25 protein-coding genes are annotated in these 26,480 nt (G+C 67.9%); 15 read left to right on the top strand and 10 right to left on the bottom strand.

Annotated features, from left to right (window positions below; genetic code table 11):
• Complete coding sequence (locus DI526_RS04570) at window positions 1-1,482, bottom strand: leucyl aminopeptidase (protein WP_304274608.1); 1,482 nt, start codon at window positions 1,480-1,482, stop codon at window positions 1-3.
• Between the two features lie 224 nt (window positions 1,483-1,706).
• On the opposite strand from DI526_RS04570, the gene lptF reads away from it, so the two are divergent.
• The 8 genes from lptF to DI526_RS04530 all read left to right on the top strand — a co-directional run bounded on the left by lptF (window position 1,707) and on the right by DI526_RS04530 (window position 12,043).
• Window positions 1,707-2,849 (top strand): LPS export ABC transporter permease LptF, encoded by a 1,143-nt coding sequence (gene lptF / locus DI526_RS04565; RefSeq protein ID WP_304274606.1) that lies wholly within the window; start codon window positions 1,707-1,709, stop codon window positions 2,847-2,849.
• Window positions 2,846-3,949: an LPS export ABC transporter permease LptG gene (lptG, locus tag DI526_RS04560; RefSeq protein WP_304274604.1), complete on the top strand. Its 1,104-nt coding sequence runs from the start codon at window positions 2,846-2,848 to the stop codon at window positions 3,947-3,949. The genes lptF and lptG overlap by 4 nt, the downstream gene beginning before the upstream one ends.
• Window positions 3,942-6,371, top strand: a complete 2,430-nt coding sequence (locus tag DI526_RS04555) for an LPS-assembly protein LptD (RefSeq protein WP_304274601.1) — start codon at window positions 3,942-3,944, stop codon at window positions 6,369-6,371. The genes lptG and DI526_RS04555 overlap by 8 nt, the downstream gene beginning before the upstream one ends.
• A gap of 168 nt (window positions 6,372-6,539) precedes the next feature.
• Window positions 6,540-7,913 (top strand): peptidylprolyl isomerase, encoded by a 1,374-nt coding sequence (locus DI526_RS04550; protein WP_304274598.1) that lies wholly within the window; start codon window positions 6,540-6,542, stop codon window positions 7,911-7,913.
• A gap of 14 nt (window positions 7,914-7,927) precedes the next feature.
• Window positions 7,928-8,926 (top strand): 4-hydroxythreonine-4-phosphate dehydrogenase PdxA, encoded by a 999-nt coding sequence (gene pdxA, locus DI526_RS04545; RefSeq protein WP_304274674.1) that lies wholly within the window; start codon window positions 7,928-7,930, stop codon window positions 8,924-8,926.
• A gap of 22 nt (window positions 8,927-8,948) precedes the next feature.
• Entirely contained in the window at window positions 8,949-9,767 is an 819-nt protein-coding gene (rsmA, locus tag DI526_RS04540) for a 16S rRNA (adenine(1518)-N(6)/adenine(1519)-N(6))-dimethyltransferase RsmA (protein WP_304274595.1), read from the top strand.
• A gap of 152 nt (window positions 9,768-9,919) precedes the next feature.
• Entirely contained in the window at window positions 9,920-11,509 is a 1,590-nt protein-coding gene (locus DI526_RS04535) for a sensor histidine kinase (protein ID WP_304274671.1), read from the top strand.
• Between the two features lie 276 nt (window positions 11,510-11,785).
• A complete protein-coding gene (locus DI526_RS04530; RefSeq protein ID WP_304274592.1) occupies window positions 11,786-12,043 on the top strand; it encodes a GlsB/YeaQ/YmgE family stress response membrane protein in 258 nt (85 codons plus the stop codon).
• Window positions 12,044-12,088: 45 nt separating this feature from the next.
• Here the strand turns inward: DI526_RS04530 and gmk are convergent, their stop codons facing one another.
• The 7 genes from gmk to fabD form a co-directional block, all read right to left on the bottom strand.
• Window positions 12,089-12,730 (bottom strand): guanylate kinase, encoded by a 642-nt coding sequence (gmk, locus tag DI526_RS04525; RefSeq protein WP_304274590.1) that lies wholly within the window; start codon window positions 12,728-12,730, stop codon window positions 12,089-12,091.
• On the bottom strand, window positions 12,723-13,604 hold the full coding sequence (locus DI526_RS04520) for a YicC/YloC family endoribonuclease (protein WP_304274589.1): 882 nt from the start codon (window positions 13,602-13,604) through the stop codon (window positions 12,723-12,725). Before DI526_RS04520 ends, gmk begins: the two co-directional genes overlap by 8 nt.
• Window positions 13,605-13,608: 4 nt before the next feature.
• Window positions 13,609-14,679: an endolytic transglycosylase MltG gene (gene mltG / locus DI526_RS04515; protein ID WP_304274588.1), complete on the bottom strand. Its 1,071-nt coding sequence runs from the start codon at window positions 14,677-14,679 to the stop codon at window positions 13,609-13,611.
• Window positions 14,676-15,956 (bottom strand): beta-ketoacyl-ACP synthase II, encoded by a 1,281-nt coding sequence (fabF, locus tag DI526_RS04510; RefSeq protein ID WP_304274587.1) that lies wholly within the window; start codon window positions 15,954-15,956, stop codon window positions 14,676-14,678. Before fabF ends, mltG begins: the two co-directional genes overlap by 4 nt.
• A gap of 163 nt (window positions 15,957-16,119) precedes the next feature.
• Window positions 16,120-16,356, bottom strand: coding sequence for an acyl carrier protein (locus tag DI526_RS04505; protein WP_004615098.1), 237 nt, complete (start codon window positions 16,354-16,356; stop codon window positions 16,120-16,122).
• A gap of 135 nt (window positions 16,357-16,491) precedes the next feature.
• Window positions 16,492-17,232, bottom strand: a complete 741-nt coding sequence (gene fabG, locus DI526_RS04500) for a 3-oxoacyl-[acyl-carrier-protein] reductase (protein ID WP_304274577.1) — start codon at window positions 17,230-17,232, stop codon at window positions 16,492-16,494.
• A gap of 111 nt (window positions 17,233-17,343) precedes the next feature.
• Window positions 17,344-18,288: an ACP S-malonyltransferase gene (gene fabD, locus DI526_RS04495; protein ID WP_304274575.1), complete on the bottom strand. Its 945-nt coding sequence runs from the start codon at window positions 18,286-18,288 to the stop codon at window positions 17,344-17,346.
• Between the two features lie 166 nt (window positions 18,289-18,454).
• Between fabD and DI526_RS04490 the strand changes: the two genes are divergently transcribed.
• The 3 genes from DI526_RS04490 to DI526_RS04480 all read left to right on the top strand — a co-directional run bounded on the left by DI526_RS04490 (window position 18,455) and on the right by DI526_RS04480 (window position 21,038).
• Window positions 18,455-18,988: a peroxiredoxin gene (locus tag DI526_RS04490; protein WP_304274573.1), complete on the top strand. Its 534-nt coding sequence runs from the start codon at window positions 18,455-18,457 to the stop codon at window positions 18,986-18,988.
• A gap of 68 nt (window positions 18,989-19,056) precedes the next feature.
• Window positions 19,057-20,157 carry an AraC family transcriptional regulator gene (locus DI526_RS04485; RefSeq protein ID WP_304274572.1) on the top strand — a complete coding sequence of 367 codons (1,101 nt, stop codon included), beginning with the start codon at window positions 19,057-19,059 and terminating at the stop codon, window positions 20,155-20,157.
• 71 nt (window positions 20,158-20,228) lie between these two features.
• Window positions 20,229-21,038, top strand: coding sequence for a sterol desaturase family protein (locus DI526_RS04480; RefSeq protein WP_304274569.1), 810 nt, complete (start codon window positions 20,229-20,231; stop codon window positions 21,036-21,038).
• On the opposite strand, the gene DI526_RS04475 is transcribed toward DI526_RS04480, so the two are convergent.
• Window positions 21,013-21,630, bottom strand: a complete 618-nt coding sequence (locus DI526_RS04475) for a hypothetical protein (RefSeq protein WP_304274669.1) — start codon at window positions 21,628-21,630, stop codon at window positions 21,013-21,015. The two genes, DI526_RS04480 and DI526_RS04475, sit on opposite strands and share 26 nt — an antisense overlap.
• Before the next feature lie 91 nt (window positions 21,631-21,721).
• Complete coding sequence (locus DI526_RS04470; protein ID WP_304274567.1) at window positions 21,722-22,231, bottom strand: DUF2059 domain-containing protein; 510 nt, start codon at window positions 22,229-22,231, stop codon at window positions 21,722-21,724.
• 237 nt (window positions 22,232-22,468) lie between these two features.
• Between DI526_RS04470 and rpsF the strand changes: the two genes are divergently transcribed.
• The 4 genes from rpsF to DI526_RS04450 all read left to right on the top strand — a co-directional run bounded on the left by rpsF (window position 22,469) and on the right by DI526_RS04450 (window position 26,370).
• The gene (gene rpsF, locus DI526_RS04465) at window positions 22,469-22,843 is read left to right on the top strand and encodes a 30S ribosomal protein S6 (RefSeq protein ID WP_013079423.1); all 375 of its coding nucleotides are present in this window, start codon (window positions 22,469-22,471) and stop codon (window positions 22,841-22,843) included.
• A 15-nt stretch (window positions 22,844-22,858) separates the two neighbouring features.
• Window positions 22,859-23,137 (top strand): 30S ribosomal protein S18, encoded by a 279-nt coding sequence (gene rpsR, locus DI526_RS04460; protein WP_004615089.1) that lies wholly within the window; start codon window positions 22,859-22,861, stop codon window positions 23,135-23,137.
• Window positions 23,138-23,150: 13 nt separating this feature from the next.
• On the top strand, window positions 23,151-23,732 hold the full coding sequence (gene rplI, locus DI526_RS04455) for a 50S ribosomal protein L9 (RefSeq protein ID WP_304274539.1): 582 nt from the start codon (window positions 23,151-23,153) through the stop codon (window positions 23,730-23,732).
• Window positions 23,733-23,928: 196 nt separating this feature from the next.
• Window positions 23,929-26,370, top strand: coding sequence for a TonB-dependent siderophore receptor (locus tag DI526_RS04450; RefSeq protein ID WP_304274536.1), 2,442 nt, complete (start codon window positions 23,929-23,931; stop codon window positions 26,368-26,370).
• Window positions 26,371-26,480: the final 110 nt, after the last annotated feature.

The raw sequence follows: 26,480 nt of genomic DNA, 5'->3' as shown, positions 1-26,480 counted from the left end.
TCAGCCTTCGTAAGCGTCGGCGACCAGGCGGTTCAGGAGGCGCACGCCGAAGCCGGCGGCGCCGTCGGGCACGGTCGGGTCGGTCGAGGGCTTCTTCCAGGCCACCGAGGCGATGTCGAGGTGGGCCCACGGCACGCCGTTGACGAACTTCTGCAGGAACAGGCCCGCCGTGATCGAGCCGGCCGGGCGGCCGCCGATGTTCTTCATGTCTGCGATCGGGCTCTCGATCTGCTTCTCGTAGGCGGCCGGCAGCGGCAGGCGCCACAGGCTCTCGCGCTCGGCCTTGCCGGCGGCCAGCAGCTTCTCCGACAGGCCGTCGTTGTTGCTGAACAGGCCCGCGTAGTCGTGGCCCAGCGAGATTATGATCGCGCCGGTCAGGGTGGCCAGGTCGATCATGAACTGCGGCTTGAAGCGTTCCTGCGTGTACCAGAGCGCGTCGGCCAGCACGAGGCGGCCTTCGGCGTCGGTGTTGATGACCTCGATCGTCTGGCCCGACATCGAGGTGACGACGTCGCCCGGACGTTGGGCGTTGCCGTCGGGCATGTTCTCGACCAGACCCAGCACGCCGATCGCGTTGACCTTGGCCTTGCGGCCGGCCAGGGCGTGCATGACGCCGGCCACGGCGGCCGCGCCGCCCATGTCCCACTTCATGTCCTCCATGCCGTCGGCCGGCTTGATCGAGATGCCGCCGGTGTCGAAGCAGACCCCCTTGCCGACGAAGGCGATCGGCTGGGCCGACTTATCGGCCGCGCCCAGCCACTTCATGATGACCAGCTGGCTTTCGCGGATGCTGCCCTGGCCGACGCCCAGCAGGCTGCCCATGCCCAGCTTGGCCATCTCCGCCTCGCCCAGGATCTCGACTTCCAGGCCCAGGCTCTCCAGGCTTTTGGCGCGGGCGGCGAACTCTTCCGGATGCAGGATGTTGGCCGGCTCGGAGACGAGGTCGCGGCTGAACACGATGGCGTCCGCCAGCGCCGAGAGGGGCTCATAGGCCTTCTGGGCCTTGACCGGATCGGCGGCGGCGACCTTGACCACCTGGACCGAGGGCTTCTTCTCGGCCTTCTCGGTCGTGCGGTATTTGTCGAAGCGATAGGCGGCCAGACGCGCGCCGAAGGCGGCGCGGGCGGCGCTCTCGGCGTCGGCGCCCATCTTCAGGACGAGTTCGCTGACGCCCGAGGCCTTCACCGCCTGGTAGGCGGCGGCGGCGGCGGTCTCGACCGCCTCGGGCTCGACGGCGCCCGAGCCGTCGACGCCGACCAGGACGATACGGGCGGCCTCCAGGCCATGCGGCGCGACGACGTCCAGCGTCTGGCCCTTGGCGCCGGTGAAGCGTCCGCCCGCGATGGCGCGCGCCAGGACGCCGCCGGTGGCCTCGTTCGCCGCCTTGGCCTCCGGCGAGAGGGCCGCGCCCTCGTGGGCCAGGACCGCGAGGGCGGCCGTGGCGCCGGCCTGGGTGTCGACGGGAACGAACTCGATACGCATTCCGCGCTCCTGCAAATGGGCGACTTTTCGGGCGTCGCGATCGCCGCGCGCCCCTTCTTCAACAAGCGGGCATAGTCCAATGCCGCGCCTTAGAAAAGGCTCCGTTCAGCCCCAGTCGGGACGGCCAAGTCAGGTCCCCGGATTGCGCCGATGCGAAGCCCCCGTGTAGAACGGCGCATCTTCGGGGTTCGTCCCACGAATCCATCCGCCCCGAACCCATCTTCATGCGCCTCATCGAACGCTATCTCTTCCGCCAGTTGCTGGGCCCGACGCTTCTGGCGACCGCGGCGCTGGTGGCGCTCGCCCTGCTGGCGCGCAGCCTGTCGGAGTTCGACGTGCTGGTGGAGCAGCGGCAGAGCGCGGTGGTGTTCCTGAAGATCATCCTGCTGGCCCTGCCCCAGCTGCTGGCGATCATGATGCCGCTAGCGCTGTTCGTGGCGGCTCTGGTGGCGCTGAACCGCCTGCACACCGAGCAGGAGATCGTCGTCTGCTTCGCCGGCGGCATGAGCCGCTGGGCCGTGATCTCGCCGGCCATGCGCCTGGCGGTGCTGGCGGCCCTGATCGCGCTGATCTCCGGCCTGTGGCTTCAGCCCTGGAGCGCCCGTCAGATCCGCGAGACGGCCTTCGACATCAAGACCGACGTGGCCTCGACGCTCGTCCAGCCTGGCCAGTTCACCGAGCCGGGCCCGGGCCTGACCGTCTACGCCCAGTCGATCGACCGCGACAACAAGATCCAGAACCTGTTCATCCACCAGGAAATGCCTAACGGCGGGGCCTCGACCTATTCCTCGCGCGAGGCCGAGATCGCCACGCGGAAGGGCCAGCCGGTGCTGATCATGCGGCATGGGTCGAACCAGCAGTTCTCGCGCCAGGGCGTGCTGCAGTACACCTCGTTCGACGAATATACTTTCGACCTCTCCAGCCTGTTCCGCAGCGACGAGCTGCTGCACTACAAGATCGCCGACCGCTATCCGCACGAGCTGTTCTTCCCCGACCTGACGCAGGACTGGGAGAAGCAGAACCGACTGAAGATGCTGGCCGAGGGACATTCGCGCTTCGCCGGCCCGCTCTACAACCTGGCCCTGATGGCCATGGCCCTGGCCGCGGTGATCGGCGGGCCGTTCAGCCGCATGGGCTATGGCAAGCGCATCGCCGCGGTCGGCGCCGCCGCGGGCGTGGTGCGCATCATCGGCTTCGGCGTCCAGGCCGCCTGCGAGGACGCGCCTTTGCTGAACATCGTGCAGTACCTGGTGCCGCTGGCCGCCATGGGCTGGGGCTTCTCGCAGATCTTCCGCCAGAAGGTCTCGCGCCGCCGCGCCGCCAAGCTGTCGCGGCAGGCGACCGCCCTGACGGGAGCGGCCGGATGATCACCATGGGCATGCTGGAACGCTATGTGCTCAAGCGCACCATGAGCGCCCTGGTCGGCGCCCTGGCGGTGCTGGGGGCGATGGTGATGCTGATCGCCTTCGTCGACATCGCGCGCAATGTCGGGACGCGCGCCGACGCCAGCTTCTTCCAGCTGATCTACCTGACGGTGCTGCAGGCTCCGGCCACCATCCTGGTGCTGGCGCCGTTCGTGTTCCTGTTCGGCACCATGTGGGCGTTCGTCGAGCTCAATCGGCGCAGCGAGCTGATCGCCATGCGCGCCGCCGGCGTCTCGGCCTGGCGATTCATCATGCCGGCCGCGATCGCCTCGTTCGTGATCGGCCTGCTGACCATCACCCTGCTCAATCCGCTGACCACGGCGATGACGGCGCGCTTCGAGACCGAGCGCGACCACCTGATGAACGGTTATCTCAAGGACGCGCCGCGCGGCACCTGGCTACGCCAGGGCGACGACAAGACCCAGATCGTCATTCGCGCCCGTGGACGTGACCTTATCGACGGTTCGGTACGTCTGCGCGGGGTGTCGCTGTTCGTCTATACGCTGAACAAGAAGGGCGTGATGGACTTCACCCGGCGGATCGAGGCCAACGAGGCGCGGCTGGAGCCGGGCTTCTGGCGCCTGACCGGCGTGCGCGAGGCCACGCCCGGCGCCGGGGCGATCCGTTCGGACAGCCTGTCGATCCCGTCCAACCTGGACGACCGCACCGCGTCCGAGCGTTTCAACACGCCCCAGGCGGTGGCGCTGTGGCGCCTGCCGGCGACGATCAAGCGCGCCGAGGACGCCGGTTTCTCCGCCGCGCCGTTCAAGCTGCGCATGCAGCAGGATCTGGCCACGCCCCTGCTGTTCGCGGCGATGTCGGTGCTGGCGGCGGCCTTTTCGCTGCGCCTGATGCGCCTGGGCGGACTGGCGGCCCTGGCGGGCTCGGGCGTCGCCCTGGGGTTTGGGTTCTTTTTCTTCAACGAGCTGTGCAGCGCCTTGGGCAAGGCCGACGTTCTGGCCCCGCCCATCGCCGCCTGGACGCCACCGATCGTGGCGCTTTTGGCGGGCTTCACTTTGCTTTGCTATACCGAGGATGGGTGAGTCATTGCTTGCAAGGTCGTTCATGACTGAACAGCGTCAAAACGCGCCGTCCGCCGGCCGCGCCCTGCTTCTGGGCGGCGGCGCCTGGCTGGCGCTCGCCTGCGCCGGCGCGGCTCACGCCCAGGCAGACCTGGCGTCGGTTCCGCCGCTTCCGACCGTCCCGGCCCCGCCGTCCGACGGCCTGGGCGACGACGGCTATTACCTGGAAGCCGACCTGCTGATCCGCGACGATCAGGCCCAGAAGATGACCGCGCGCGGCGGCGTCGAGGCGCGCTATCAGGGCCGCACGCTGCGCGCCGACGAGGTGATCTACGACACCAAGACCGGCGTCGTGGTCGCCAACGGCCATGTCCAGCTGATCAACACCGACGGCACCGCCGAATTCGCCGACCATCTCGAGATGGACGACGACATGAAGGCCGGTTTCGCGCGGAATTTCTCGGCCCGGCTGGACCAGAACGTGAAGATCGCCTCGGCGACGGCCGTGCGACGCAGCGCCACGATCCAGGAGCTGAACAGCGCCATCTACACCCCCTGCGAGGTCTGCGCCGAAAAGCCGACGCCGACCTGGTCGGTCCAGGCCGACCGCATCGTCCAGGACAAGAAGCGCCAGCTCGTCTACTACAAGAACGCGGTCATCCGCGTCTGGGGCGCGCCGGTCCTCTACATGCCGCTGTTCTGGCATCCAGACCCGCAGGCCAAGCGCAGCTCCGGCTTCCTCGCGCCCAAGATCACGCCCTATTCCAAGAGCCGCGGCTTCTCCTATGAGCAGCCCTATCTCTATGTGATCTCGCCGTCGTCGGACGTGGTTCTCACCCCGCAGATCAACAGCAAGGTGAACCCGTTCCTGAACGTCAACTACCGCAAGCGGTTCTATTCGGGGATCGTCGAGGCGCGCGGCGGCGTCACCTACGACAAGGACTTCGACATCCGCGGCGACCGCTTCGGCAAGGCCACGGCGAGCAGCTACATCCTGGCCAACGGCAAGTTCGACATCGACGAGAAGTGGAAGTGGGGCTTCTCGGCCGAACGCGCGTCCGATCCGCTGATCTTCGACCGCTACAAGATCAACGACGTCTACCAGCAGCGCGGCCTGTTCACGAGCGACGACCACCGGCTGGTCTCGCAGCTTTACACGACCCGCCAGACCCAGCGCTCGTGGTTCTCGGTCTCGGCGGTCTCGGTCCAGGGCCTGCGCGTGGTCGGCGTCAATGCCAGCGGCGCGGCCAACGCCTTCGAGAACAGCGGGGCCTTCCCGCTGATCGGCCCGTTGGTCGAAACCCGTTGGGAGCCCGACTCGCCAGTGCTGGGCGGCCGCCTGCGCCTGCAAGGCACCGGCGTGATGCTCAATCGTTCTGAATCGCAGTTCGGCGAAGCGCCGTATTTCCTCGGCGCCTATCGCGGCCAGAACGGCGTCGACTCCAGCCGCGCCAGCCTCAAGGGCGATTGGCGGACCAGCACGATCGTCGGCGCCGGCCTGAAGGTCTCGCCCTTCGCCCAGGCGCGCGCCGACGCCTATTCGATCAAGACCTATGTCACGCCCGCCGCCGCCGCGGTCGGCGACGACGACAAGCAGACCTACACCCGCTCGCTAGGCGTGGCGGGGGTCGACTTCAGCCTGCCGCTGTACAAGGCGCTGTCCAATGGCGGCAGCGTCGTGCTGGAGCCCCTCGCCCAGGTCGCCGCCGGCTCCGACAGCTCACGGGTGCCGGTGGTCGTCGCGCGCGACGGGACCAAGACCTATCTCTACAACGAAGACAGCGCGACGCTGGAGTTCGACGAAACCAACCTGTTCCAGGCCAACAAGTCGCCCGGCTTCGACCTCTACGAAGGCGGCCAGCGCCTGAACGTGGGCGGCCGCGCCACCTACACGCTTCGCGACGGCCGCGGCGGCAGCATCCTGGTCGGACGCAGCTTCCGCACCAAGTTCGATCCGCTGCTGCCCGCCCGCACCGGGCTGCAGACCAAGTCGTCCGACTGGATCGTCTCGGCCACCGTGACGCCGATCGCGGGAATCACCGCCTTCGCGCGGACGCGGCTGGATTCGGAGACCCAGGAGATCCACCGGATCGAGACGGGCATCGACGCGCACACCCAGCGCGGCTGGGGAACGATCCGCTACCTGAAGGACGAACTGGACGCCAACGGCAACCGCCAGGAAAACTTCGAAGCGCGCGGCGAACTGAAGCTGACCAAGAAATGGTCGGTGACGGCGTTTGGCCAGCGGGACATGGTCGCCGATGTCTGGCGCCGCCGTGACTTCGGCGTGGCCTATCAGGATGAGTGCATCCGCATCGATGTCATTTACCAGCAGGAAGACCGCTACGCCTCGACGGCGACCGGCCTGCGCCTGCAGCCGGACCGCTCGATCGTCTTCAGCCTTTCGTTCGCCACATTGGGCGCTGCAGGATATGTCCGGTAGAGATAAACACGTCTCGGGGGGCGTGGCTGGATCACGCGCGTCCGTGGGGTGCGGCTCGGAAGCGACGGGAACAGTGAAACGTCAGATTTGGCGTTCGTCACTTCCGAAAACATGATAACCGACCGCGCCCACCGGGCGCGGCCTGGGACTAGAGGAACGACAATATCCATGCGGTCTGCGCGTAGCGTGACGACTTTCGCGGCCGGCGCCGCGTCCATTCTGGCCCTGACAGCGGCGACCTTCGCCCCGCCCGTCCTGGCCCAGGACCAAGCCGGCGCGCCGCCGCAGGTCGAGGCTGCTCCAGCCGCGCCTCAAGCCGGCCCTGCTCAGCCCGCCGCGCCCGCGCCGCTTTCGGAAAGCGTCGCCGCCGTGGTCAACGACGACATCATCTCCAGCTACGACCTGATGCAGCGGATGCGCCTGCTGATGGCCACCTCGGGCATGCAGGCCACGCAGGAGAACCTGCCGCAGATCCAGCAGGAAGCCTTGCGCTCCCTGATCGACGAGCGCCTGCAAATGCAGGAGCTCAAGCGCGTCGAGAAGCAGCAGAAGATCACGATCATCTCGACCGACAAGGAAGTCGACGAGCAGGTCGCCGACATCGCCCAGTCCAACAAGATGACCCCCGACCAGCTGAAGCAGTCTCTGGTCCAGCAGGGCATCGGCATCGAGACCTGGCGGGCGCAGTTGCGCGCCGACTCCAGCTGGCAATCGTGGATCCAGGGCCGCTACGGCTCGCGCCTGCGGATCGGCGAAGACCAGATCAAGGCGTACCAGCGCCGCCTGGCCGAATCCGCGGCCAAGCCGCAGTACCAGATCAGCGAAGTCTTCCTCGACGCCAGCCGCGTGGGCGGCATGGAGGTCGCCCTCAACGGCGCCAACCAGCTGATCGCCCAGATGCAGCAGGGCGCGCCGTTCGCCGCCGTCGCCCGCCAGTTCTCGGGCTCGGCCACGGCCGCCAATGGCGGCGACGTGGGCTGGGTCAACCAGGGCGAGATGCCGGCCGAGGTCGACGAGGCGCTGGAGCAGCTGCGTCCCGGTCAGCTGTCGCGCGCGATCCAGGTCAAGGACGGCGTCTACATCATCTACCTGCGCGACAAGCGGGCGGGCTCGAAGACCGCGATCGTCGACCTGAAGCAGGTCGCCGCCCCCCTGCCGGCTAACGCGACCGAGGCCCAGATCGCCGCCGCCACCAAGCTGCTGGCGGACCTGAAGCCCAAGATCAACAGCTGCCAGACCCTGGAAACCGTGGCTGGCAAGGTCGACGGACTGATCGCCGGCGATCTTGGCGAGGCCGAGATCACCGACCTGGCCCCGGCCTTCCAGGAAGCGGCCAACAAGCTCGACGTCGGCCAGATCTCCGATCCGATCCGCACCGACGCCGGCCTGCACCTGATCGCGGTGTGCGGCAAGCGCCAGGGCGGCGCCAACGCGCCGACCCACGACCAGATCGAGAACCGCCTGCGCGGCCAGCAACTGGCCCTGATCTCCAAGCGCTACCTGCGTGACCTGCGCAACCAGGCCACCATCGAAACCCGGTGACCGCTCTCTCCCCCCTGGCGCGCCCGCTCGCCCTTAGCGCCGGCGATCCGGCGGGCGTCGGCGGGGAGATCATCGCCAAGGCCTGGCGCGCGCTGCGCGACGACGGACCTCGCTTCGTCGCGATCGGAGACGCCCAGCTGCTAGCCTCGGCGGGAGGCGACGTGAAGGTTCGGGTCGTCACGCGACCTCAGGAGGCGATGGACGTCTTCGCCGAGGCCTTGCCGGTGATCGACATCCCCCTGCTGTCGCCTGTCGTGGCGGGGCGCGCCTCGCCGGCCTATGCGCCACAGGTGATCCGCTGGATCGAGACCGGCGTGGGCCTGGCCCTGTCCGGCGAGGTCGCGGGGCTGGTGACGGCGCCGATCGCCAAGGCCCCGCTGTACGACGCCGGCTTCAAGTTCCCGGGCCACACCGAGTTCCTGGCCGAACTCACGGCGGCGGAGCGCTTCGAAGGACCGCGCGGGCCGGTCATGATGCTGGCGGCCGGCGACCTGCGCACGACCCTGGTGACCATCCACACCCCGATCTCCAAGGTTCCCGCCGCGCTGACCATCGAGGGGATCGTCAACACGGGCCTTGTCACCGCCGACGCCCTGCGCCGGGACTTCGGGATCGCCGCGCCGCGCCTGGCGATCGCGGGCCTGAACCCGCACGCCGGGGAAGGCGGCGCGATCGGCCGGGAGGAGCTGGAGATCATCGGCCCCGCCGTCGAGCAACTGCGGGCGCAGGGCGTGGACGCCCAAGGGCCGTCTCCCGCCGACACGCTGTTCCACGCCGAGGCCCGCGCCCGCTACGACGGGGTGCTGTGCATGTATCATGACCAGGCCCTGATCCCGGTGAAGATGCTGGACTTCTGGGGCGGGGTGAACGTCACCCTGGGCCTGCCGATCGTGCGCACCTCGCCAGATCACGGCACGGGCTTCGACATCGCTGGACGGGGGATCGCCCGTCCCGATAGCCTGATCGCCGCCATCCAGCTGGCGGCCGAGATCGCCGCCCGCCGCGGCGCCTGAGACTGTCCGAGAAAGACCGAGCATGAGCCTGGCCGACCTGCCGCCGCTGCGCGAGGCCCTGGAGCGCCACGACCTGATGGCGCGCAAGAGCTTTGGCCAGCACTTCCTGCTGGACCTGAACGTCACGCGGAAGATCGCCCGGCTGGCCCAGGTCGGCGAAGGCGACACCGTGGTCGAGGTCGGGCCAGGCCCCGGCGGCCTCACCCGCGCCCTGCTGGAGACCGGCGCCCGCGTCGTGGCGATCGAAAAGGACAGCCGGTTCCTGCCGCTGCTCTCTGAGGTCGCCGAGGTCGCCGACGGTCGCCTGGAGCTGGTCGAGGGCGACGCGCTGAAGGTCGACGCCGCCGCGGCGGCCGGCGGTGCGGCGCACGTGGTCTCCAACCTGCCCTACAATGTCGGCACCCAGCTGCTGATCAACTGGCTGACCGGACCGTTCCGCCCGCTGTCGATGACCCTGATGTTCCAGAAGGAGGTCGCCGATCGCATCGTCGCCCAGCCGGACGACGACGCCTACGGTCGGCTCGCGGTCATCTCGCAAACGCTGTGCGAAGCGCGGACGGTGATGGACCTGCCGGCCAAGGCCTTCACCCCGCCCCCCAAGGTCGCCTCCGCCGTGGTGCGTCTGCTCCCCCGCGCCGATCCTCCGCCCGCCGACGTGGTGGCCGCCCTCGAGCGCGTCACCGCCGCGGCCTTCGGCCAGAGGCGCAAGATGCTGCGCTCCAGCCTCAAGGCGCTGGGCGGCGGCGCGCTCTGCGAGAAGGCCGGCGTCAGCCCCGACGTCCGCGCCGAGGTGGTCGATCTGGCCGGATTCCTGGCTTTGGCGCGCGCCAGCTTGACCTGAGCTTCATCCTGGCGTCTTTCGCCGTTCGGGCGAACGGCGTTGCGCGAGACATGCTCTCCAGCTTGACCGCCTCATAGGGATAGAGCGGAGCGGCGGTGACCATCAACAGCGTAGGCAGGACGCCCTCGACGGTCGCGCGGCGCCTGCTGTTCATGGCCTTGACGCTCGCCGCGCCCGCGATCCTGCTGATGGGCGTCCTGGTCGCCACCCAGTACGCCGAAGGACATCGGCGCTTCGGCGCCCAATTGACCAGCACCACACGCGCCCTGGCCATCGCCACCGACCGCCAGATCGGCCAGGGCCACAGCATCCTGCAAGGCCTGGCCGTCTCCCCCGCCCTCGCCGCGGGCGATCTCGCCACGTTCGAAAAGCAGGCGCGCGAGGCGGTGCGGGGGCATGACGCCTGGATCATTCTGGCGGGTGAGAAAAGCCAGCTGATCAACACCCGTCTGCCGCCCGGCGCGCCGCCGCCGCGCGTGCAGCTACGTCCCCAAGCCTGGGCCGAGATGACCAACGGGAAGGAAAGCGTCTCGAACCTGATCGTCTATCCGTCGTCGGGTCCAATCATAGCCTTCAACATGCCGGTGCTGGTGAACGGGCGACTGCTGGTGCTGGGCTATATCCAACGCCCCTCGACCTTTCAGGGCCTGATGCAGGACCAGGGCTTTCCGGCGACCTGGACGGCCAGCATCGTCGACCGCAACGCCGCGCTCGTCGCCCGCTCGCATGACCAGGAGAGGATGCTGGGACGCCTCGCCAGCCCCGACATGCGCAAGGCGATGGCCGCGAGCAACGATGGTGTCATTCCGAGCCACACGCTGGAGGGCACGCCGACCCTGTCTTCGTTCAGTCGCTCCTCGACCTACGGCTGGACCTTCATCGTCGGGGTGCCCCGGACCGAAGTGAACCGGGCGGTTCTGGGCTCGCTGGGGCCGGCGCTGGTGGGCGCCGCCCTGATGATCGCCCTGGCCGTCGCGGCTGCGCTGGGCTACGCCCGGCCGATCTCGCGCGACGTCCGCGCCCTGGTCGGCGAGGCCGAGACCCTGGCGGCGGGCGCGCCGCTGGACCCCGCACCCTCGCATCTGCTGGAGATCGCCGAGGTGCGCGGCTCGCTGCGGGCCGCGGCCGAGGTGCTGCGCCAGCGCGAGGCCGAGGCCCGCCAGGCCGCCGAGCGCCAGCAGCTGATGATCAACGAGCTGAACCATCGTGTGAAGAACACCCTGGTCGTCGTCCAGTCCCTGGCGCGACACAGCCTGCGCGACGGCGGCGCGCTGGGCCTGCGGCAGTTCAACGACCGCATCCACGCCCTGGCCGGCGCTCACGATCTTCTGACTCGTCGCAGCTGGGAAGGAGCCGATCTCGGCGACATTCTGGCCGAGACGCTGCAGCCCTACGCCGCCCAGACCACCCTGGATGGCCCGCCGCTGCCGCTGTCGCCCAATTCAGCGGTGGCCCTGGCCATGATCTTCCACGAGCTGGCGACCAACGCGTCGAAATACGGCGCCCTGTCGCGGGAGGGCGGCCGGGTCACGATCAGCTGGCGCCTGGAGGGGCGCGCCCGCGCGGTCATCCGCTGGGAGGAACGCGGCGGCCCACCGGTCACCCCGCCCGAGCGCAAGGGCTTCGGCTCGCGCCTAGTCGCCGCCAGCCTGAAGGGCGAGCTCGCGGGCGCGGCGACGTTCGACTACGCGCCGGAGGGCCTGACCTGCCTCCTGACGATCGTGGCGCCGGTCAAGCCCTGAGCATAGGGCGGACCGATCGTCGCAGCGCCTCGTTGTCGCCTTGGCTTGGCCACGCATGACCTGCAAAAGATAGCCCCAGTCGTAGGGGAGTTCTCGCGTGAGCCTGTCGTTTCTGATCGGAGCCATCCTGGGCTCGGGCCTGTTTATCGCCCTGGGCCGCGCGCCAGCCGAAAAACTGATTACCCTCGTGCAGGATCGCATCCGCGGGAACTAACGGCGCCGTTGGGTCTTTTTTGGACAAGGTCGCGCAGGGCGGCCGTTCAAGGAGTCCCCAAGATGTCCATTCTCGCCTGGCTTCTTCTCGGCCTGATCGCTGGTTTCATCGCCAGCAAACTCGTCAACCGCTCCGGCAGCGGCGTGCTTCTGGATATCGTCCTCGGCATCGTCGGCGCGTTCGTCGGCGGCTGGCTGTTCAATCAGTTCGGCAACAGCGGCGTGTCGGGCCTGAACCTCTACAGCCTGCTGGTCGCCACCATCGGCGCCATCGTCGTTCTGGCGATCTACCACCTGATCTTCGGCCGTCGCGCTCTTTAAGCGTCACGCCTCCGGCGGCGGGTCGCTAAGGCCCGCCGCTGATCCCTAGACGTCTTCCTTCAGAAGATCGCCCACCAGATTACCGATCCACGGGTTGCGAGCGCGCTTCAGACGTTCGGCGTGGTAGATGTGGGCCAGATCCGCGTAAGCGCGGTCGAAATCATCATTCAGAATGACGTAGTCGAACTGCTCCCAGGCCGCGACCTCGTCCTTGGCGCGCGACAGGCGGCGGTGGATCACTTCCTCACTGTCCTGGCTGCGCGTGTGCAGGCGACGGCTCATCTCGGCCAGGGACGGCGGCAGGATGTAGACCAGCACGCTGTCTTGCTTGGCCTGGGCGTGGACCTTCATCGCGCCTTGGAAATCGATGTCGAACAGCGCGCTCTCGCCCCGCTCCAGAGCTTCCATGATCGGCGGACGCGGGCTGCCGTAGTAGTTTCCGTAGACCTCGGCCCACTCCAGGAAGGCGTCCTGCTCGATCATTTCCTGGAAGCGCTCGCGCGTGACGAAATGATAGTCGCGGCCGTCATGCTCGCCGGGACGCGGGTCGCGGGTGGTGGCGCTGATCGACAGGTGCAGGTCGTTATGATCCGAGACCAGGCGGCGGGTCAGCGAGGTCTTGCCGACGCCCGAGGGCGCCACGACCATCAAAAGCAGGCCGCGCGTGGGATGATGGGGCTTATTCAACGTTCTGGACCTGCTCGCGGAACTGCTCGATCACGGCCTTGAGCTCCAGACCAATCGCGGTCAGGGCTGTCAGGGCCGATTTCGAGCAGAGGGTATTGGATTCTCGCATGAATTCTTGGGAGAGGAAGTCGAGCCGGCGGCCCGACGCGCCCTCACCCGCCAAGAGGCCGCGCGCGGCGGCGACGTGGCTGGTCAGACGGTCCAGTTCCTCGCGCACGTCGGCCTTTACGGCCTGGGCCGCGGCCTCCTGGACGATGCGCTCCTCGGCCGCGCCCTCACCGACAAGCTCGGCCATGCGACGGGCGAAGCGCTCCTTCAGCACCGACGGCTGGCCGGCGGCCTCGCCCTCGGCATGGCGGTTCAGGTCCTCGATGCGGTCGACCAGGCCATGCAGCACCGGCGAGAGGGCCGCGCCCTCCTCCAGGCGCGCCGCCTTGAGGCCGTCTAGGGCCTGGGCGATCGAGGCGGCCATGGCGGCCTCGACGGCGGCGCGGGTCTCGGCGTCGTCCTCGTCCTCGCGCGCCTCGATCACGCCCTTCAGCGCCAGCAGGCCGTCCAGCGACGGCTTGGCGACCATGCCGGTGGCGACATAGGGCCCGCCGGCGGTCAAGTAGCGCTCCAGCACCTGGATGTTGACCTTGGTTTCGCCGCCGCTCTCGGCCCGCTTGGCCTGGACGCCGACGGTCAGCTGGCCGCGCTGGAAGCGGGCCTGGGCCCCATCGCGAGCGGCGCGCTCCAGGCTCTCGAAGCCGGGCGGTCCCCGGAATCGGGTCTCAAGATTGCGGCCATTGACGCTGCGCGCCTCGACCGCCCACGACCAGGCGCCATGCGCGCCCTCGACCCGGGCGAAACCCGTCATTCCCGACAGCGGCATGGGCTCAGCCCCCCGTCTTGGCGGCGCGCTGGCGCTCGATCTCGCGCCACTTGGCGACGTTGGCGTTGTGCTGTTCCAGCGTCGAGGCGAAGACGTGACCGCCCGTACCGTCGGCGACGAAGTACAGGTCGCCCGTCTTGGCCGGATTGAGCACCGCCGCCAGGGCCGCGCGGCCCGGATTGGCGATCGGCGTCGGCGGCAGGCCGGCGATCAGATAGGTGTTGTAGGGCGTCGGGCGGCGCAGCTCGGACAGCAGGATGCCTCGACCGAGCGGACGGCCGCGCGAGATGCCATAGATGATGGTCGGGTCCGACCCCAGGCGCATGCCAGTCCGCAGGCGATTGACGAAGACCGCGGCGACGCGCGGACGCTCCTCCGGCAGGCCGGTCTCTTTCTCCACGATCGAGGCCAGGGTGACGGCCTGCTCCTTGGTGGCGAATGGCAGGCCCGGCGCACGGTTTGCCCACAGGGCGTCCAGCACCTTGTCGCGGTCGTCCATCATCCGCCGCAGGACGGCGGCGCGGGTCTCGCCGCGCTGGACCTCGTAGGTCTCGGGCAGGATCGCGCCTTCCGGCGGCGTGGCGGCCTCGCCGGTCAGGACGTCGGACTTGTTGAGGATATCCATCACCATGTCCGAGGTCAGGCCCTCGGGAACGGTGATCCAGTGGCGAACGATGCGGCCGTGGCGGATGGCGTCCAGGATCGACGCCATCGAGGCGCGCGACTTGAATTCGTATTCGCCGGCCTTCAGCGAGCGCGCCGCGCCGGTCAGCTTGGCGGCGGTCATGAAGATCGAGGAAGAGCCGATCACCCCGCCCTTCTGGAGGCTCGACGCGATCTCCGGCAGGCTGGAGCCCTTGCGCAGGACGACCGTGGTGGTCTCGCCGTTCGGCGCGGAAGGACCGGGGCCGCTGTAGACCCAGAGCGCCGCCAGAACCGCCAGCACGCCGATCGCCACGAAGGTGGCGACGGCGCCCAGCAGGCCGCGCGTCAGCCGGCTGGCGGCCGACGCGGTCTCCCGGCGGGAGGACTTGCCCCGCGTGGTCTTCTTGCGGGGAGACGGCTTCTTGCTCACGAGACCTTCTTGAACACGACCGAGGCGTTGGTGCCGCCGAAGCCGAAGCTGTTGGAGACGGCCACGTCAATCTTGTGCGGCACGGCCTTGTTCGGCGCCAGGTTCATGGCGACGTGGACGTCGGGGTTGTCGAGGTTGATGGTCGGCGGCGCGATCTGGTCGCGGATCGCCAGCACCGAGAAGATGCCTTCGATCGCGCCGGCCGCGCCCAGCAGGTGGCCGGTCATCGACTTGGTCGAGGACATGACCACGTTCTTGGCGTGGTCGCCGAGGAAGCGCTCGACGGCGCCCGCCTCCAGGCCATCGGCCATGGTTGAGGTGCCGTGGGCGTTCACGTAGTCGATGTCCGAGGGCTTCAGGCCCGCGTCCTTCACGGCCGCCGCGAGGGCGCGGTAGCCGCCTTCGCCGTCCTCCGACGGGGCGGTGATGTGGTGGGCGTCGCCCGACAGGCCGTAGCCGACGACTTCGGCGTAGATCTTGGCCCCGCGCGCCTTGGCGTGTTCGTACTCTTCCAGCACCAGGACGCCGGCGCCCTCGCCCATCACGAACCCGTCGCGGTCCTTGTCATAGGGACGCGAAGCCTTCTCGGGCGTGTCGTTGAAGCTGGTGGCCATGGCGCGGCAGGCGATGAAGCCGGCGACCCCGACCTTGCAGACGGCGGCTTCCGCGCCGCCGGCGATCATCACGTCGGCGTCGCCGTACTTGATCAGGCGCGCGGCGTCGCCGATGGCGTGGGCGCCGGTGGCGCAGGCCGTCACGACCGCGTGGTTGGGGCCCTTGAAGCCGTATTTGATCGAGACCTGGCCCGAGATCAGGTTGATCAGGGCCGAGGAGATGAAGAACGGGCTGACCCGGCGCGGCCCCTTGGCCTCGAGCTCCAGCGCGGTGTCGGCGATCGTCGACAGACCACCGATGCCGGAGCCCAGGATGACGCCCGTGCGCCACTTGTCCTCGTCGGTCTCGGGAACCCAGCCGGAGTCCTTGATGGCCTCGTCGGCGGCGGCGATGCCGTACAGGATGAAATCGTCGACGCGCTTCTGGTCGCGCGGGCTCATGGTCTGGTCGGGATCGAAGCTGCCCTCGACGTCCGGACCGCCGCCGCCGCGACCATCGACGCGCGGCACTTCGCAGGCGACCTGACAGGCATAGTCGGTCGGATCGAAGGCCGTGATGCGGTTCGCGCCGGACTTGCCGGCCAGAATGTTCTTCCAGGTGACATCAACGCCCTGGCCCAGAGGGGTCAGCAGGCCCAGCCCGGTGACGACGACTCTACGCATGGATCACTCCCAACCTTCGATGCGGTAGCGAGATGTGGGGAGCTCCCCCGGCCACGCCACCCGCGAATCTTGGCCTCAAACGAAAACCGCCGCGCGCACGATGGCAAGAGCCCGTGCGACGCGGCGGAATATGGTCAGGTTCGCTAGGCGAACGAGACGCCTCTTAGGCGGTCTTTTCAGTGATGAACTTCACGGCGTCGCCAACCGTCTGGATGTGCTCGGCGGCGTCATCCGGAATTTCGATGTCGAACTCTTCTTCGAACGCCATCACCAGCTCGACGTTGTCGAGGCTGTCGGCGCCCAGGTCGTCGATGAAGGAGGCCTTCTCGGTGACCTTCTCGGGATCGGCATCCAGGTGCTCGATGACGATCTTACGCACGCGCTCGAGAATGTCGGACATTCTGTTTAGTCCCTCGTTTAGAAATTTTCGGTCTGTTTCGGACGAAGCCCCGCTTCGCGTCAACAGACGTTCGGGGCTCCGCCTATCACGTTCCTTTTCGGCTTACTAGCGGTTCGCCGAAAAGGAGGCTGTGGATTAGATCATGGCCATGCCGCCGTTCACGTGCAGGGTTTGACCCGTCACGTAACCGGCCTGATCGCTGGCCAGGTAGACGCAGGCGGCGGCGATATCGGCGCCCTCGCCCAGCTTGCCCGCGGGGATGGTCGACAGGATGCCGGCCTTCTGCTGCTCGTTCAGGGCGTCGGTCATCGGGCTGGCGATGAAGCCCGGCGCGACGCAGTTGACGGTCACGCCTCGGCTGGCCAGTTCCTGGGCCAAGGCCTTGGAAAAGCCGATCATTCCGGCCTTGGAGGCGGCGTAGTTGGTCTGGCCGGGATTGCCCGTGACGCCCACGATCGAGGTGATGCCGATGATGCGGCCGGCGCGGCGCTTCATCATGCCCTTGGCGGCGGCGCGAGCGAGGCGGAAATAGCCCTCCAGGTTCACCTTGATCACGGTGTCCCAGTCCTCGTCCTTCATGCGGACGATCAGGCCGTCGCGGGTGATCCCGGCGTTGGCGATCACGATGTCGAGCGGCGCGCCGGCGGCTTCCTCGGCCTTGGCGACCAGGCCGTCGACCTGTCCGGCGTCCGAGAGGTTGGCGACGACGGTCGAGGCGCGATCGCCCAGTTCCGCCTTCAGCTCGGCCAGGGCCGATTCGCGGGTGCCGGAGAGCACGACATGCGCGCCCTGGGCGTGCAGGGCGCGGGCGATGGCCCCGCCGATGCCGCCGGTGGCGCCGGTGACGAGGGCGGTCTTGCCGGTGAGGTCGAACATGTGGGTTTTCTCCCAGTGTCATCCCGGCCGTAGAGCCAGGATCGCCGGAAACGCCGGCGCGTGTTGCGGTCCCGGCTCGGCGCGCTTCGCGCTGGGCCGGGATGACAGTTTCTAGAGCGAAGCGGCGAAGGCTTCGAGGTCCGCCGGCGTGTTCAGCGGCGTCGCCTCGGCGTCCGGGGCGATGCGCTTGGCCATGCCCGACAGCACCTTGCCGGCGCCGGCCTCGGCGAAGCGGGTGACACCGCCCTGGGTCGCCAGCCAGGTCATGCTCTCGCGCCAGCGGACGCGGCCGGTGACCTGCTCGACCAGCAGCTTGCGGATGACGTCCGGATCATGGACCGGGGCGGCGGTGACGTTGGCGACCAGCGGCGCGCGCGGGGCCAGGATCGTGGTCTTCGAGAGCGCTTCGGCCATCTCGTCGGCGGCCGGCTGCATCAGCGGGCAGTGGAACGGGGCCGAGACGTTCAGCGGAATGGCGCGCGCGCCCAGCGCCTTGGCCTTCTCGATGGCCTTGTCGACGGCGGCCTTGGCCCCCGAGATCACGACATTGCCGTTGTTGTTGTCGTTGGCCACGACGCAGACGCCCACTTCCGAGCCCGCCTTGGCCGCTTCTTCGGCCAGGGCCAGGTCGGTCTTGGGGCCGATCAGCGAGGCCATGGCGCCCTCGCCCACCGGCACGGCGCGCTGCATCGCCTGGCCGCGCAGCTTCAGGAGGCGCGCGGTGTCCGATAGGCTGATGGCGCCGGCGGCGGCCAGGGCCGAATATTCACCCAAGCTGTGGCCGGCGACGAAGGCGGCCTTGTCGATGCCGACGCCGAATTCCTTCTCCAGCGTGCGGGTGACCGCCAGGCTGACGGCCATCAGGGCCGGCTGGGCGTTCTCGGTCAGCGTCAGGTCGCCTTCGGGACCTTCCTTCATCAGGGCGAAAAGCTTCTGGCCCAGGGCGTCGTCAACCTCCTGGAAGACCTCGCGGGCCGCGCCGAAGGCGTCGGCGAGATCGACGCCCATGCCGACGGACTGGCTGCCCTGACCCGGGAAAATGAAGGCGATGCTCATCTAAGCCCGCTCCGTTCTTATGAGATTCAAGGCCGCGAGGGTTAGGGGAAACCCGGCTGGCGAGCAAGTGCGGCGGCGCGAGGCGACCAGTGCTTGCAATCAGCGCGGCCACGTCCAAAGTGCGCACGCCCCCGTAGCGGGGCCATCATTCTTTCGGAGTCGCGCCATGAAGACCGTTCTCGCCGGTGTCGCCGCAGCCGCCCTCGCCTTCGCGTCCCCCGCCCTGGCCGCCCTGAAGGTCGGCGACAAGGCCCCGGACTTCAGCGCCAAGGCCGCCCTGGCCGGCAAGGATTTCGACTTCAACCTCGCCAAGGCCCTGAAGAAGGGCCCGGTGGTGCTGTACTTTTTCCCGGCCGCCTACACCTCGGGCTGCACCGCCGAGGCGCATGAGTTCGCCGAGGCCACGCCCGAGTTCGAAAAGCTGGGCGCCACGGTGATCGGCGTCACGGCCGGCAATGTCGACCGCATCAAGGACTTCTCCAAGGAACACTGCCGCGACAAGTTCGCGGTCGCCGCCGCCGATAAGGCCCTGGTCAAGACCTATGACGTCGCCCTGGCCGTGAAGCCGGACTGGTCGAACCGCACCTCCTACGTCATCGCGCCCGACGGCAAGATCCTGCTCAGCTACACCGACGGCAACTTCATGGGCCACGTCCAGCAAACCATGGGCGCGGTGAAGGCCTACAACGCCAAGAAGTAGCGAGCCTTTTGCGCTTTCAGCCAGCCGCGCGGGTTGAAGCTCGCGCGCGCCGGCGGCCATGATCGGCCATGACCGATCTGATGGAAATCGATGCGATCGTGCGCGGCGTGGCCATCGGCGGCTTCGCCGCGAGCGGCCTCGTTCTGGCGGCGACGCCTCGCCCCTCTCCCACCCGTTGGCTTGGCGCGACGTTCTTCCTGGGCGTCATCGCCCACGTCATCAGCGCGTGGGGGCCGGAGCTCAAGAGATTTGATCCCTTGTGGGCCGCCTCGGTCATCGGCGCGGGGCTGTTCTGGATGTTCGCCCTGGACCTCCTTGAGGACAGGCCGCGCCCACCGCCCTGGCGCTTCGCGGCGCCCGCGGCGGCCTTCCTGTTCTGGCTCTCGGCCCAGGTCGCGCCGAAGGCCTGGTGCGAGACCATCTGGGGCGCCTACATCGCCATGCAGATGATGATGGTGACCCACATCCTGCTGGTGGCCTGGCGCGGTTGGCGCGGCGACCTCGTCCCGCAGCGTCGGCGCCTGAGACCCATCCTGGCCGTATCGGCCTGCGTGTATGTGCTGGAGGTCGCCGCCAGGGACATGGGCTGGCTGAACGACCTGCCGCATGACGTCGTCGATCTCGCCCAAGCCGCCCTGCTCGCCGTCCTGGCCCTGGGCACGACGCTGGTCCTGCTCCGCGCCGAACCGCAGCTCGTCGCGGCGCCGAGTGAGACATCGCCGGGGGCGGCCCGGTCGGAGACCCTCGACCTCACCCCCGCCGACCGCCTGATCCTGGCGCGGCTGGATAAGGCCATGAACGATAACGAAGTCTGGCGTGGCGAGGATCTGTCGATCGGAAGCCTGGCCGCCTTGGTCGGCGCGCCCGAGCATCGCCTGCGCAAGCTGATCAACGGCACGCTGGGACACCGCAACTTCGCCGACTACGTCAACGGCCGGCGCATTGAGGCCGCCAAGACCGCCCTGTCCGATCCCGAGCAGGCCCTGAAGTCGGTCTCGACCATCGCCTATGAGCACGGCTTCGGCTCGCTGGGTCCGTTCAACCGCGCCTTCCGCGCCGCTTTCGGCGTCACCCCGACCGCCTGGCGCCAGCAGGCCACCCCGCCCATCGCCCACTTGCGCCTGGTCGAAACCGCCCAAGCCGCGCCGAAAGCCGACAAACGGGCCTGATTTCGCGGACGGCGAGACCCGCCGTCCGACCGAGACTTTCCTGGCGAGGTTCATCGCCAAGGAGCCCCTCGATGCTCGACACACTTCTCGCCTTCGGCCGCCAATGGCTGGGCGCCATGCAGGTCGACGTGACCCGCTATGTGATCTTCTCGGTCGGCGTCTGGCTGACCCTATGGGTCGTGCTGGCCGTCCCCCTGGCCGGCCGGAAGATCCGCGACAGCCGCCCGCCGGCACGGCAACTGCTAACCGAGTTCGCCGTCTCGATCCGCTCGATCATGATCTTCTCGACGGTCGGCCTGCTGACCTTCGCCCTGTTCCGCGCCGGGCTGCTGCCCGGCCCCTACATCGCCAAGAGCTGGGGACCGCTCTGGTTCTGGACCAGCCTTGTCCTGATGATCATCGCCCACGACGCCTGGTTCTACTGGACCCACCGGCTGATCCACGACCGGCGGCTGTTCCGCAGCTTCCACCGGCGGCATCACCGGTCGAACAACCCCTCGCCGTTCACGGCCTATAGCTTCGACCTAGGCGAAGCGTTCATCAACGGCGTGTTCGTCCCCCTCTGGATGATCCTGGTCCCGACACAATGGCCGGTGGTGGGCCTGTTCATGCTGCACCAGATCGTCCGCAACACCATCGGCCATTCCGGCTACGAGCTGTTCCCCGCGCGCAAGGATGGTCGGCCTCTGATCCCCTGGCTGACGACGGTCACCCACCACGACCTGCACCACGCCCAGGCGGGCTGGAACTACGGCCTCTATTTCACCTGGTGGGACAAGCGGATGGGTACCGAGCACCCGGAGTATCTGAAGCGGTTCGCCGAGGTCACGGCGCGCAAGGACCGCAAGCTTGCGGCTACCAGCTTGCCTTCACCAGCTTGACCATGGCGCGGGCGTCCTGCAGCCGCCATTGCTCACGGTCGCTGTTGACGCCGCGCACGCTGACCGTGAACTCGGCCGGGATGTCGAACGGTCGCGTGAGGGACAGATCGACCCCCTCCTCGCCCCGCGAGCCGCCACCGAACGCGATCGAGCCGATGGGCTTGCCGTCGAGGGTCAGGGACGAGCGGATATTGGCGCGCGCCACCGGCACCTTGTTCGGCACGGCGATCGCCTGGCTGGCGTCCATGTCCATGGACACCCGCACGTAATTGGCGCGCGGCAGGAGGCCAAAGCCGAACATCTTCGACATCGAAGACCGAAGCTTGGCCTCCTGATCGTTCCACGAGGCGCCCAGCGCCAGCGAACGCTGCCCGATCCTGTCGTCGTCCGGCTTCTGGGTCAGGTTGAGGTCGAGGCCATAGGTCGGCTTCTCGATCGTCCCGGTGCTCTTGACCGTCAGGGCGACCTTTTCGGTGTCTGTGGAGAGATCGAGCGGAAGGGCGGCCGAATAGCCGGCGAAGCGGCCGTTCTTAGCCGAGACCGACATGGCGGGCTTCTGCACGAGTTCCGCGCGCGCAACGCCAGCCAGCATGAAGCCGACCGTCAAAGCAATCAGAGGAATGCTCACGCCTCTCATAGCGCCTTACCTAGCACAGGTTTCGCTCGGCTCAATCTAAAGTCGGCTACTTCCCTAGCTTATCGAAGCCTTCCAACTTCTTGCTCATGCGAGCCGTCATGTCCGCCATCATTCCAGGCATTATCTCGCCCATGGCCTTTCCGGCGACCAACCCGAGTTGCGGCATCTTGCGAAGCACGGACTGGCCGATCGGGCTTTCGTAGAAGTCCACGAGGGCCTGGAGCTCCTGCTCGGTATAGACCTCGGCATAGGCCGGAATGAGCTTATCCATGACCTTCTGCATGAGCCCGTCATTCAGGCTCTCTTCCATTGTTTCGGCGACGGCCCGGCTCAACGCGGCCTTCTGTTGATCGTTCAAGCCCTTCTGCTGCGCAACGACGCCTTCGAATTGCTGACGCGTCATCGACCGCATAATCGGCGCCATGGTCTCATCGACGTGCATCGCGGCCACCATGCGCTTCGTCAGCGCCAAGGCCTTGGCCGAAGGCTCGGCCAAGGCGACCGTGGGCGCCAATGCCGCGGCGACCAGCGCCAACACCATAAGAGTCTTGCGCATTCGACGTCCCTCCCCGCTGAAAGGCAAAGCTCTAGCCCCGCTCAACCAGGAGCAGCAAGGCCGAAAGCTTCCTTGCCTTTCGAGCCCATCTTCTGTAATAGCGCGCGTTCTCACGGAAGGCGGTCTTGCACGCACCCATCCGGGACCGGGGTTTCCCCGCTCGGCGTGCCGGATCCATCGTGGTCGACGGACTTCCGTCGTCGGCCGCGCCGCCTTCCACAACGGAAGAAGGAAAACATGGCGTTCTACGAACACGTGGTCATCGCGCGGCAGGACATCTCGCCGCAACAGGCCGAAGCTCTGAACGAGCAACTCAAAGCCCTGATCGAAGAGAATGGCGGTCACATCGCCAAGATCGAGTACTGGGGCCTGCGTAACCTCACCTACCGCATCAAGAAGAACCGCAAGGGTCACTATTCCCTGCTCGCGATCGACGCCCCGGCGCCGGCCGTGAAGGAAATGGAGCGCCAGCTGCTCATCAACGAAGATGTGCTGCGCTTCATGACCATCCGCGTGGAAGAGCTGGACCTCGAGCTGTCGCCCGTGCTGGCCCGTCGCGATCGCGGCGACCGTCCCGAGCGTCCGCGCGAAGACTTCGGCGCTCAGGCGTAAGGGAGAAGAAAGATCATGACCGATACGACTGCTCCCGAAGCCGGCGCTCCGGCCGCCGCCGCTGGCGGCGCCCGCCGTCCGTTCTTCCGTCGCCGCAAGGTGTGCCCGTTCTCGGGCGCCAACGCGCCGAAGATCGACTACAAGGACGTGAAGCTGCTGCAGCGCTACGTCTCCGAACGTGGCAAGATCGTGCCGTCGCGCATCACCGCGGTGTCGGCCAAGAAGCAACGCGAACTGGCCAAGGCCATCAAGCGCGCCCGCTTCCTGGCTCTGCTCCCCTACGTCGTGAAGTAAGGGAGACGCCACGATGAAAGTCATTCTGCTCGAACGCGTTGAAGGCACCGGCGTCCTCGGCGACGAAGTCACCGTCAAGGACGGCTTCGCCCGGAACTCCCTGCTGCCCCGCGTCAAGGCCCTGCGCGCCACCAAGGCGAACCTGGCCACCTTCGAAGCTCAGCGCGCTGAGATCGAAGCCCGCAACGTGAAGAACCGCGAAGCGGCCGCCAAGAACGGCGAAGCGCTGGACGGCACGCAATACGTCCTGATCCGTCAAGCCGGCGAAAGCGGCCAGCTGTACGGTTCGGTCGCCGGTCGCGACGTGGCTGACGCCATCCGCGCCGAAGGCGGCAAGGTCGACCGTTCGATGGTCGTCCTGGACAAGCCGATCAAGACGCTCGGCGTCCACGAAGTGAAGGTGAAGCTGCACGCCGAAGTGACCATCACGGTCACCCTGAACATCGCGCGCAGCCAAGACGAAGCCGAGCGCCAAGCGCGCGGCGAGAACGTCATCGCCTCGCAGTTCGAAGAAGAACGCGCCGCCGAAGCCGAAGCCGCCCAGGACCTCCTGGAAGGCGGCGCCGGCTCGCAAGAAGGCGACTACGAAGCCTAAGACCCGTAAGGGATCTGAACGTTTCAAGAGAACGGCGCGGAGCAATCCGCGCCGTTTTTTTCTGCGCCGCAGCGTAGAAATGTTCAGCTTGTGCCCATCCCCTCGCAATCCCATGTTCGCCATGGGGGCTATCGAGACCCCCGCCTCGGGGCGAGAAGACGCATGTCCACGCCCCGGCCACGAGAGGGGAATTCTCATGCGCTACAGACATCTGCTTCTGGCCGCCGCCTCGCTGACGGCCGTTTCCAGCATGGCCCACGCCCAGACCGCGCCGGCCAAGGACGACAACACCAACGTCGAGGAGATCGTCGTCACCGGCACGCGCGTCGCGGGCCGCTCGCGCCTCGACACCCTGGCGCCCGTCGACGTCGTCACCGCCAAGACTCTGCAACAGCGCGGAACCACCGAGCTGGCCACCGCCCTGGCGGCCACGGTCCCCTCGGTGAACTTCCCGCGCCCATCCAACACCGACGGCACCGACTCGGTGCGGCCCGTCGTGCTGCGCGGCCAGGGCCCGGACCAGACCCTGGTGCTGGTCAACGGCGCTCGCCGCCACACGACCGCCCTGGTCAATCTGAATGGCTCGGTTGGGCGCGGCTCGACCTCGGTCGACCTGAACGCCATCCCGTCGGTCGCCCTGGACCGCATCGAGGTGCTGCGCGACGGCGCCTCGGCCCAATATGGCTCGGACGCCATCGCCGGCGTGGTCAATCTGCGCCTGCGCGAAGCCGATCACGGCGGCGGCGCGACCGTGACCACCGGCAAATACATCACCAGCTTCGACGGCCTGCAGACCGGCCAGAAAAACAAGCGCCGCGACGGCCTGACCACCACGGTCGCCGGGTGGCAGGGGCTTAAGCTCGGTTCCGACGGCTTCCTGACCCTCTCTGCCGAGTACCTAGACCGCAACTTCACCAATCGCAGCGACATCGACACGCGGGTGACGCCCCGCCGCGTAACGTCGCGCTTCGGCGATCCCGACCTGGAGCAGGTCAGCTTCTACGCCAACGCCGGCAAGCCGATCGGCGACGGCTGGGAGCTATACGGCTGGTACGGCTATCAGCAGCGTGACGCCGAGGCCTCGGCCACCTACCGCCTGCCCACCGACGCCAGCCAGAACATCCCCAGCGTCTATCCCAATGGCTACCTGCCGCTGATCACGACCAACACCGAGGACGCGACGGCGGCCATCGGCCTGCGCGGCGACCTGGCGGGCTGGAAGCTGGACGCCAACCTCGTCTACGGCAAGAACGACATCGACTTCGGGGTCAAGAACACCCTGAACCCGTCGTACGGCCCGACCTCGCCGACAAGCTTCCAGGCCGGCGGCCTGACCTATGACCAGTTGGTGTTCGGCCTGGACGCCAGCCGTGAGTTCGATGTCGGCCTGGCCGGACCGCTGAACGTGGCCTGGGGCGTCGAGGCGCGTCGCGAGACGTTCCAGATCAACGCCGGGGAAGTCGCCTCCTACGCCCGCGGGACCGTGTCGCCCACCCTGGCCTTCGGCTCGCGCGGCTTCACTGGCTTCACGCCCGGCAACGCCATCGACGTGGATCGCGACGCGGTCGGCGTCTATCTCGACCTTGAGGGCAAGCTGACCGAAAAGCTGACCGGCTCGGCCGCCGTCCGGTACGAGGACTATTCGGACTTCGGGACCAATACGAGCGGCAAGCTGTCGGCGCGCTACGACTTCACCGACGCGTTCGCGATCCGGGGCGCGGTCTCCACGGGCTTCCGCGCGCCGAGCCTGCAGCAGCAGTACTTCACCTCGACCTCGATTTTGTACATCAACCAGAACGTCGGCGGCGTGACCACGGCCGTGCCGTTCGAGACCGGCACCTATCCGTCGGTCAGCGCGGTCGGCCGCGCCCTGGGCGGCAAGCCGCTGGAGCCCGAGAAGTCCAAGAACTTCTCGCTCGGCGCGGTGTTCCACAAGGGCCCGTTCGAGCTGACGGTCGACGCCTACCGCATCGACGTCGACAACCGCATCGTCCTGACCGAGACCCTGACGGGCAGCGCCACCGCCGCGGCGGGAACCAACGCCCGGGTGATCTTCGACCTCCTGGCGCCCTACGGCGCCTCGGCGGCGCGCTACTTCACCAACGGCGTCGACACCAAGACCGTCGGCCTGGACGTGGTGGCCCGCTATCGGATCCTCGACGATCAGGCCGGCACGTTCGACCTGACGGCGGCCGGTAACATCAACAACTTCGACGTTCGCCGCACGCCGACCACCAGCGTCCTGCCGACCCCGGTCTCGCTGTTCGCGCGCCAGGCCACCCTGCGCTTCGAGGAGAGCACGCCGGAGTGGAAGGTCTCGCTGCAGGGCGACTGGAGCAAGGGTCCATGGGGTGCCACCCTGCGCACCACGCTCTATGACGACGTCCTGGCGCCCGGCACCGCCGCCGACGGCAGCGGCGACTGGCACACCGGCACGCAAGGCATCGTCGACCTGGAAGCCCGCTATCGCTTCGGCGAGCACACGACCGTGTCGCTGGGGGCCGACAACCTGTTCGACCAGTACCCGGACCAGGTCCCGCCGAACCTGAACACCAGCGGCGGGAACCCCTTCTCCAGCTTCTCGCCGTTCGGCTTCAACGGGCGCTATCTGTACGGCCGTATCGCGGTCAACTGGTAAGCGTCGGCGACGCCACCCTGCAGGGCGCGGAGAGCGATCTCCGCGCCCTTTGCCTTGCCCCCTACGTCAGGACCGGACGCCCTCCCAGGCCCGTGCGCTTGCACGATCGC

The organism is Caulobacter segnis (assembly GCF_003243465.1).
GTDB lineage: Bacteria > Pseudomonadota > Alphaproteobacteria > Caulobacterales > Caulobacteraceae > Caulobacter > Caulobacter segnis_A.
Note: the sequence above shows the minus strand (reverse complement) of the source record. Positions and strands in the feature narration are given on the sequence as shown.